The sequence below is a fragment of the Acinetobacter tianfuensis genome (assembly GCF_003611465.1).
In the GTDB taxonomy this organism is placed as follows: domain Bacteria; phylum Pseudomonadota; class Gammaproteobacteria; order Pseudomonadales; family Moraxellaceae; genus Acinetobacter; species Acinetobacter tianfuensis.
Window position 1 is genome coordinate 69291 of record NZ_RAXV01000016.1, and the last position, 8105, is coordinate 77395.

Genomic DNA, 8105 nt, shown 5'->3' on the forward strand with positions numbered 1-8105 from the left:
TACCCTTTCGAGTGAGAACTCCCCCTTTCACAAAGGGGGCTGGGGGATTCAATGGAACTAATTAGTCACCATTTTTCAGTTCAATGTTGATACCTAAAGAACGGATCTCTTTGGTCAATACGTTGAACGATTCAGGCATACCTGGGTCCATATAATGGTTGCCATCTACAATGTTCTTATAGATGCGGGTACGGCCTTCAACGTCATCCGACTTAACAGTAAGCATTTCTTGAAGCGTGTAAGCTGCGCCATATGCTTCAAGCGCCCAGACCTCCATCTCACCGAAACGCTGACCGCCGAATTGCGCTTTACCGCCAAGCGGCTGCTGTGTAACCAGAGAGTAAGAACCAGTAGAACGCGCATGCATTTTGTCATCAACCAAGTGGTTCAGTTTCAGCATGTACATGTAACCTACAGTTACAGGACGGTCGAAACGTTCACCAGTACGGCCATCAAACAATACTGTTTGACCAGTACGTGAAATGCCGCCAAGCTCTAAAAGCTCTTTGATTTGGCCTTCTTCAGCACCGTCAAAGACTGGAGTCGCTAGAGGAACACCTTTACGCAAGTTCTTAGAAAGCGTTAAGATTTCATCGTCTGTCAAGCTGTCAAGATCTTCTTGCTCGCCGCCAACTTTGTTGTAAATCTTGTCTAAGAATTCACGAAGCTCAATCACTGTACGCTGTTCTTGAAGCATCTTGTCGATTTTATCGCCAAGGCCTTTTGCAGCCATACCCAAGTGAGTCTCTAGAATCTGACCCACGTTCATACGTGACGGTACGCCTAGCGGGTTCAACACGATATCAACAGGTACACCGTTAGCATCGTGCGGCATGTCTTCTACAGGCAGGATGTTTGAAACAACACCTTTGTTACCGTGACGGCCCGCCATTTTGTCACCCGGCTGGATGCGGCGTTTTACAGCTAAGTAAACCTTAACAACTTTCAATACGCCAGTTGTCAGTTCATCACCTGTAGATAATTTGCGTTTTTTCTCAGCAAATTTCTCATCAATCTCAATGCCCTTCTCTTTTAAGAACACTTGAATTTGAGTTAAACGCTCAGCAATCGCTTCATCTACCGGCTGAATTTCCAGCAAGTCAACAAGCTCTAAACCAGCAAGCAAGTCTTCAGTCAGCTTGTCACCGCGTTTCGTTGTGCCGCCGCCATTCGATTCTTGGCCTTTAAGCAGACGGATAATACGTTCACGCGCTGCTTCTTCAAAGATTTTGAATTCTTCTTTCAAGTCTTTACGGTAAGCGTCTAATTGCGCTTTCTCAATTGCTTGAGCACGTTCGTCTTTTTCAAGGCCGTCACGCGTAAACACTTGAACGTCAATTACCGTACCTTTAACGCCAGAAGATACACGCAAAGATGAATCTTTAACGTCAGCCGCTTTTTCACCGAAGATTGCGCGAAGCAATTTCTCTTCCGGTGTTAATTGCGTTTCACCTTTAGGCGTTACTTTACCTACAAGGATGTCACCAGCAGTCACTTCAGCACCGATGTAAACAATACCTGACTCATCAAGCTTAGAAAGCGCTGCTTCACCTACGTTCGGGATGTCGGCAGTAATTTCTTCAGCGCCAAGTTTCGTATCACGCGCGACACATGACAATTCTTGGATATGAATCGAAGTTAAACGGTCTTCTTGAAGCACACGCTCAGATAGCAAGATCGAGTCTTCATAGTTGTAACCGTTCCACGTCATGAACGCTACACGCATGTTTTGACCAAGCGCAAGCTCACCGCCATCTGTAGATGGACCGTCAGCTAGAACGTCGCCGCGTGCAACTTTATCACCTAAACGCACAACAACGTTTTGGTTAATACATGTATTTTGGTTCGAACGTGTGTATTTAATCAGGTTATAGATATCTACACCTGCTTCACCAGCAACCATTTCTTCTTCATTTACACGGATCACGATACGTGATGCGTCAACGAATTCGATACGGCCGCCGCGGCCTGCAAGCACGCACACACCAGAGTCATGCGCTACGTTCGCTTCCATACCTGTACCAACAAGCGGTTTGTCAGCAAGCAAAGTAGGAACAGCCTGACGCTGCATGTTTGAACCCATCAATGCACGGTTGGCGTCATCGTGCTCAAGGAACGGAATCAGTGATGCCGCAACAGATACAACCTGTTGAGCAGATACGTCCATATGCGTTACTTTTTCAGGCGGCATACGTACGAATTCACCTTGGTGACGTACAGATACAAATTCTTCAAGCAAGTTGCCTTCAGCATCTACGCCTGAATCGGCCTGTGCAATGATCGTACCGACTTCTTCAATCGCTGACAGGTATTCAACGTCGTCTGTTACACGGCCATCAACTACTTTACGGTATGGTGTTTCCAAGAAACCGAAGCTGTTGCATTTTGCATAAACAGAAAGCGAGTTGATTAAACCAATGTTTGGACCCTCAGGCGTTTCAATTGGACACACACGGCCGTAGTGAGTTTGATGTACGTCACGTACTTCAAAGCCTGCACGCTCACGTGTTAAACCGCCTGGGCCTAATGCTGACACACGGCGTTTGTGTGTAATTTCAGACAACGGGTTGTTTTGGTCCATGAACTGAGATAACTGGCTTGAACCAAAGAATTCTTTGATTGCAGCAGCAACTGGTTTCGCATTAATTAAATCTTGCGGAGACAGGTTATCAGTTTCAGCTTGAGATAAACGCTCTTTAACAGCGCGTTCAACACGAACGAGGCCAACACGGAATTGGTTCTCTGTCATTTCACCGACAGAACGCACACGGCGGTTACCCAAGTGATCGATATCGTCCACTTCGCCTTTACCGTTGCGGATTTCAACCAATGTTTTGAGCACATCAGTAATGTCTTCATTTGACAGGATGCCTTCAACTGCGCGAGATTTTTGGTCTGTACCTACTTCATAAGGACGGCCCAAACGGCGGTTGAACTTCATGCGGCCAACTGGTGACAAATCATAACGTTCAGAAGAGAAGAATAAGTTATTGAACAGGTTTTCAGCCGCTTCTTTTGTCGGCGGCTCACCTGGACGCATCACTTTGTAGATTTCTACCAGCGCTTCATCACGGCTAACTGTTGTATCGGCGCGCAAAGAATCTGCAATGAACGAACCGCGGTCAATGTCGTTTGTAAACAATACATTGAATTGCTTAACACCGCCTTCTGCCAATTTCACCATGATCTCATGGCTCAATACTGTATTGGCGCCAATGACATCACCGTCTTTTAACTGGATGTCTTCAGCAATGATACGCTCGTACAAATACTCATCAGGAACAGCCAATTTCTCTAGGCCAGAAGCTTCCATTTGACGTACATGACGCGCATTAATACGTTTGCCTTGCTCAACGATCACTTTACCGTCTGCGCCAGCAATATCAAACTGAGCCATTTCACCGCGCAGGCGTTCTGGCACTAAGTCAATTTGATAGCTGCCCATATCTAGGTATACAGGAACTTTTTCATAGAACATGTCTAGGATTTGTTCGTTGTTATAGCCTAAAGCACGCAGCACAACAGTCGCCAACAATTTGCGGCGGCGGTCGATACGTACATAAACAAGGTCTTTAGCATCGAATTCAAAGTCTAACCATGAACCGCGGTAAGGAATGATACGCGCTGAATAAAGCACTTTACCACTTGAATGTGTTTTGCCTTTATCGTGGTCAAAGAACACACCAGGTGAACGATGCAATTGAGATACGATTACACGCTCAGTACCGTTAATTACAAAGGTACCGTTTTCAGTCATCAAAGGCATTTCGCCCATGTAAACTTCTTGCTCGCGTACGTCTTTGATTGACTTCGTTTCGCGATCTTTGATGATCAGACGAATTTTTACACGCATTGGCGCAGCATAAGTCGAACCGCGAAGAATACATTCGCGCACATCAAACTCAGGCTTACCAAGACTATACTCAACAAATTCTAAAGCAGCATTGCCAGAATAACTTTCAATAGGAAAAACTGAACGAAATGCGGCTTGGAGACCGATATCTTCGCGGCTTTTTGGAGATTTGCCATCTTGCAAGAAAGTTCGGTACGAGTCGACTTGGATCGCGAGCAAGTACGGAACATCCATTACCTTGGGCAATTTACCAAAATTCTTACGGATCCGTTTCTTTTCGGTATATGAGTATGCCATCTGGAGTCCTCGGAAAGTAAACTAAACCCGCCTGCAGAACGGGTTCAGAAGGATTTACGCAGGCCGATATGGCCACCACTTTTACAAATGCTGCAATTTATAGTGGTATTAAAACGCTTAACAATATTTTTGATTTTAAAAAATATTGGTAAACATTTGATTATTTTCGTTATTTCTTATTTGATGATTAAATCATCACGCAAACAAAAATCGAGCCGATTATTGTAACGCAAAAAGGCTGATGACCCAAGGGGCATCAGCCATTTTTTGGAGCTGATTATAAAAAATTCAACTCCCCGGCAAAATTACTTGATAGTAATTGTCGCGCCAGTTTCATCAAGCTTTTTCTTAAGCTCTTCAGCTTCTTCTTTAGAAACGCCTTCTTTAAGAACAGAAGGAGCGCCTTCTACTAGGTCTTTAGCTTCTTTCAAGCCAAGGCCAGTAACTTCACGAACTGCTTTAATTACAGCTACTTTGTTCGCGCCGAAAGAAGTCAACTCAACGTTGAATTCTGATTGCTCTTCAGCAGCAGCAGCAGCGCCAGGAGCAGCAGCTACAGCTACAGCAGCAGCAGATACGTTGAATTTTTCTTCGAAAGCAGAAATAAGTTCAACAAGTTCAAGAACAGTTTTTTCAGCTACTGCGTTTAGGATTTCTTCGTTTGTTAAAGCCATGAGATTAACTCCAAATGGGTATTGAATGATGTGTGTTTAAATATGAGCTTATGCAGCTTCTGACTCGTTTTTCTCTTTGAGCGCAGTAATAAGGCGGCCCAATTTCGAAATAGGAGCTTGAAGAACGTTTGCAAGCATAGTAAGCGCTTTTTCTTGGTTTGGAAGGTTCGCGATAACGCTAACTTCAGCACCTTGATAAACCTTACCGTCGAATGCAGCAGCTTTAAGTTCAAATGCTTTGTTAGTTTTAGCAAATTCTTCGAACAAACGAGCAGCAGCGCCCATGTCGTCTTCTGAATTTGAGAAAGCTAAGATTGTTGGGCCAACAAGGTTGTCCGCCAAGATATCAAATTGAGTATCTTGAAGAGCGCGTTTAGCCAAAGTGTTACGAACGATACGCGTAGTAACACCTAGTTTACGAGCTTCAACACGTAAAGCAGTTAATTGCTCTACAGTTAAACCTTGGTAGTCAGCAACAACAGCAGTGAAAGCAGTAGAAGCAACAGCGTTAACTTCAGCTACAATCTGTTTTTTGTCTTCGATTAGAAGAGCCATTGTAAAACCTCCTGACGGTGATTAATGCGCCTATACAGACGCACTCCCAATTCGCTGACCAATCACTTGATCCGCACGCGGAGGAGGAACAAATCACACCACCGCGTCTGCTCTGGCTGGAATATTAAGAGCGAAGCATAAAACTCCCCTCGCCTGAGGTCTTTGACGCTGACAAATTTACATTTATCAATTCAAAGTTTGCCTAAGTCGCTTGAAACAAAGTTTCTTGCTTAAAAATCAAAGCAGCGCTTTGATTTTTACTCAGGGCTTTAAAATTCTTTTAAATAAGCAGAACTTATTTAGATACGTTGCTTACTTCAACGATCAAGCCAGGACCCATAGTAGAGCTAAGCGTGATTTTTTGAATGTAAACGCCTTTAGAAGTAGCAGGTTTTGCTTTCTTAAGGTCAGCTACAAGAGCTTCAACGTTTGAACGGATTGCTTCAGCAGTGAAACCTACTTGACCAATCGCAGCGTGGATAATACCCGCTTTGTCTACGCGGTAACGTGCTTGACCAGCTTTAGCGTTTTTAACAGCAGAAGCTACGTCAGGAGTTACTGTACCCACTTTAGGGTTTGGCATTAAGCCACGTGGACCAAGGATCGTACCCAACTTACCAACAACGCGCATAGCGTCTGGCGCAGCAATTACTACGTCAAAGTCAAGGTTGCCCGCTTGGATGCTTTCAGCAAGATCATCAAAACCAACTACGTCCGCGCCTTCAGCTTTAGCAGCTTCAGCAGCAGCACCTTGAGCAAACACAGCTACACGTACAGTTTTACCAGTACCTGCAGGAAGTGTAGTCGCGCCACGAACAACTTGGTCAGATTTACGAGGATCAACACCTAGGTTTACAGCTACATCCAAAGATTCTTTGAATTTAGCAGCTGGAAGGCTGTTAAGAACAGCTACAGCTTCTTCTAAAGTGTAAACTTTGTGTGCTTCAACAGCAGCAGCAATGGCTTTTTGACGTTTAGTTAACTTTGCCATGTCTTATAGCTCCACTTCCAAGCCCATAGAACGTGCAGAACCAGCGATGGTACGTACACGCGCGTCTAAATCAGCACCAGTAAGATCTGGCTCTTTAGTAGTCGCGATTTCTTCTAATTGAGCGCGAGTCAGCTTACCAACTTTAGTTTTGTTAGGTACAGCTGAACCCTTCTGGATACCGGCAGCTTTCTTAAGAAGAATCGCAGCAGGAGGAGTTTTCATGATGAATGTGAACGACTTGTCGTTGTACACAGTGATCACTACTGGAATTGGAAGACCTGGTTCAACTTTTTGTGTCGCAGCATTGAATTCTTTACAGAATGCCATGATGTTAACACCGCGTTGACCTAGTGCAGGACCAATTGGTGGAGATGGATTCGCTTTACCAGCTGGAACTTGCAGCTTGATATAGCCGTCAATCTTCTTAGCCATTTCAATTACCTCTGGGTACTAGCGCCGATTAAGGCTCCCCAATGATTACACGTAACAATACTGTTACAACAACAATGCCCGACCCGCCAAAGCAGACCGAGCCTTCTCAACCATCTCTGATTAAATTGTTTTTTCGACTTGACGAAATTCCAATTCAACTTGAGTCGGTCGATTAAATACATTAATCGTTAGCGTTAAGCGTGATTTTTCGTAAAGAACTTCTTCCACCACACCTTTAAAGTCTGTGAATGGGCCGTCAATAACCAGCAATTCTTCACCAGGCTCAAACATCGTCTTAGGACGAGGTGCTTCACCTTTATTATGCACGCGCGCAAGAATAGCATCCGCTTCTTTTTGCGTAATCGGTGCTGGCTTTTCCGCCGTACCGCCGATGAAACCCAATACTTTTGGACATTCTTTTACAATATGCCAAGTTTCATCATTCATTTCCATTTCGACTAACACATAGCCAGGAAAGAATTTACGCTCAGATTTGCGTTTTTTTCCATCCTTCATTTCCACTACTTCTTCAGTAGGAACAAGGACTTCACCAAAGCTTTCGGCAACAGCGCTACGCTGGATTCGATCATTAAGCGAACGCAACACTTGTTTTTCATAGCCTGAGTAGGCATGAATAATGTACCAACGTTTCATAGCTCTCTTACCCGATAATTAACTTCATTAACCAGCCTAGAAGATAGTCAAAACACCACAGTAAAATTGCAGCAATAATAACCACCGCAAGTACGTGCCAAGATGTGGTCACCGTCTCTTGCTTTGTTGGCCAGGTCACACGACGAAGCTCAATCCGCGAATCTTTCAACAAGCGAACAAAGCCTTTGCCTTGATGGGTGGCGTATAATAAACCTAAAGCCGCGATGATACAAGCCAAAATCACCCCAACGCGCACCCAAATATCATTGGCCGGCGCCCAATATGCTGGCAAATACTGATTCGCCATCATTGAACATGCCAATAAAATCAAGGCGATAACCCACAGAACCACGTCTATCGGAGAACCAGATTTTACAACTTCAGCAGGATTATTTCTTTGAGGAATTGCCGCGCCGCTCGAAGCGTCACGTGTTTTATCATTCGACATTTTTGTACTCGTCGTAGGATTCGCGACTTATTATATGACCAGTTTCGCCAGCATCAAGCTTCTTTTTTAAAAAATTTGGCAGGCCAGGAGGGACTCGAACCCCCAACATTCGGTTTTGGAGACCGACGCTCTACCAATTGAACTACTAGCCTGCAGAGCAAATCGAGAGCCTAGACCCTCGATTTGTTTTATTTCTTCAGT

At 44.5% G+C, this 8105-nt stretch carries 7 protein-coding genes and 1 tRNA gene; all 8 read right to left on the reverse strand.

Annotation, left to right across the window (positions count from 1 at the left end; all coding sequences use genetic code 11):
* Positions 1-61: 61 nt before the first annotated feature.
* The 8 genes from rpoB to D7V32_RS08860 all read right to left on the reverse strand — a co-directional run bounded on the left by rpoB (position 62) and on the right by D7V32_RS08860 (position 8056).
* Complete coding sequence (gene rpoB / locus D7V32_RS08825) at positions 62-4150, reverse strand: DNA-directed RNA polymerase subunit beta (RefSeq protein ID WP_120402519.1); 4089 nt, start codon at positions 4148-4150, stop codon at positions 62-64.
* A gap of 305 nt (positions 4151-4455) precedes the next feature.
* On the reverse strand, positions 4456-4824 hold the full coding sequence (gene rplL / locus D7V32_RS08830; RefSeq protein WP_120402520.1) for a 50S ribosomal protein L7/L12: 369 nt from the start codon (positions 4822-4824) through the stop codon (positions 4456-4458).
* Positions 4825-4872: 48 nt separating this feature from the next.
* Complete coding sequence (gene rplJ, locus D7V32_RS08835; protein ID WP_120402521.1) at positions 4873-5379, reverse strand: 50S ribosomal protein L10; 507 nt, start codon at positions 5377-5379, stop codon at positions 4873-4875.
* A gap of 295 nt (positions 5380-5674) precedes the next feature.
* On the reverse strand, positions 5675-6370 hold the full coding sequence (rplA, locus tag D7V32_RS08840; RefSeq protein WP_120402522.1) for a 50S ribosomal protein L1: 696 nt from the start codon (positions 6368-6370) through the stop codon (positions 5675-5677).
* A gap of 3 nt (positions 6371-6373) precedes the next feature.
* Positions 6374-6802 (reverse strand): 50S ribosomal protein L11, encoded by a 429-nt coding sequence (rplK, locus tag D7V32_RS08845; RefSeq protein ID WP_034587972.1) that lies wholly within the window; start codon positions 6800-6802, stop codon positions 6374-6376.
* Positions 6803-6922: 120 nt separating this feature from the next.
* Positions 6923-7456, reverse strand: coding sequence for a transcription termination/antitermination protein NusG (nusG, locus tag D7V32_RS08850; protein WP_120402523.1), 534 nt, complete (start codon positions 7454-7456; stop codon positions 6923-6925).
* Between the two features lie 7 nt (positions 7457-7463).
* On the reverse strand, positions 7464-7904 hold the full coding sequence (gene secE, locus D7V32_RS08855; protein WP_120402524.1) for a preprotein translocase subunit SecE: 441 nt from the start codon (positions 7902-7904) through the stop codon (positions 7464-7466).
* A 76-nt stretch (positions 7905-7980) separates the two neighbouring features.
* Positions 7981-8056 (reverse strand) — tRNA-Trp (locus D7V32_RS08860).
* Positions 8057-8105: the final 49 nt, after the last annotated feature.

Bases quoted from the DNA above. Each gene is read 5' to 3' on its own strand.
- rplA (WP_120402522.1), bottom strand. From the start codon at position 6,370: ATGGCAAAGTTAACTAAACGTCAAAAAGCCATTGCTGCTGCTGTTGAA.
- secE (WP_120402524.1), bottom strand. From the start codon at position 7,904: ATGTCGAATGATAAAACACGTGACGCTTCGAGCGGCGCGGCAATTCCT.
- rplK (WP_034587972.1), bottom strand. From the start codon at position 6,802: ATGGCTAAGAAGATTGACGGCTATATCAAGCTGCAAGTTCCAGCTGGT.
- rplJ (WP_120402521.1), bottom strand. From the start codon at position 5,379: ATGGCTCTTCTAATCGAAGACAAAAAACAGATTGTAGCTGAAGTTAAC.
- rpoB (WP_120402519.1), bottom strand. From the start codon at position 4,150: ATGGCATACTCATATACCGAAAAGAAACGGATCCGTAAGAATTTTGGT.
- nusG (WP_120402523.1), bottom strand. From the start codon at position 7,456: ATGAAACGTTGGTACATTATTCATGCCTACTCAGGCTATGAAAAACAA.
- rplL (WP_120402520.1), bottom strand. From the start codon at position 4,824: ATGGCTTTAACAAACGAAGAAATCCTAAACGCAGTAGCTGAAAAAACT.